Raw genomic sequence first — 741 nt, 5'->3', positions numbered from 1 at the left:
AACCGCCCATGAGCCGCCTGTTACTGCCATTGCAACAAGAACAAGTCCTGTTACGACGATCGTCGTTTCCATTGGAATGTTAAATACAGCTGCAACGAAGATAGCCAGACCATTTAGCCAGATACCCGCTGAAATCAAGCTGTCAGGCATACCTGCCCAAGTAAACGCTTGCTCAGATGCTTTACCAAAACGCTGACGAATCGCTTCGATTGCCGTAACCACACGTAATTGACGAAACTTCGGTGCGAAGTACATGTAGTTCATAAAGTAGCCAAATGCGTTGGCTAAGAAGAGAATAACAATGACAAAGCCATCACTAAATGCGCGTCCTGCGGCTCCGGTAAACGTCCATGCTGAAAATTGTGTCATGAATGCAGTTGCACCAACCATCCACCACAACATTTTGCCTCCCCCACGGAAATAATCACTAGTAGAGGTGGTGAACTTTCTGAACATCCAACCGATTGCGATTAAGAAGAAGAAGTAGGCAAGAACAACAAGAGTTTCGATAGTCATTTTTACAGCCTTTTAAGTTTTGTAATTAACTAGTGTCTAGATTACTCTGATTTGAAATTATTTGTACTACAATAAGTCTTTTTGTGACCGGTTTCTCATGTTTTTTCTTAAATAAATTGAAGTGTAAGTCATCATAAGTGTGACTGTCCTCAATAAAACTGCCGAAGTAATGAATAATTCACATATTAGATCAAATTTATAACATTTAATTAATCATACAATAGT

At 39.8% G+C, this 741-nt stretch carries 1 pseudogene; it reads right to left on the bottom strand.

Features of this window, described 5'->3' with window-relative positions:
* Positions 1–516 (bottom strand): annotated as a pseudogene (locus BCU12_RS09935) (transporter); the annotation flags it as partial.
* Positions 517–741 lie beyond the last annotated feature (225 nt).

This window comes from Vibrio sp. 10N.261.55.A7 (assembly GCF_002877365.1).
GTDB lineage: Bacteria > Pseudomonadota > Gammaproteobacteria > Enterobacterales > Vibrionaceae > Vibrio.
This window is presented reverse-complemented; position numbering and strand designations above follow the sequence as displayed.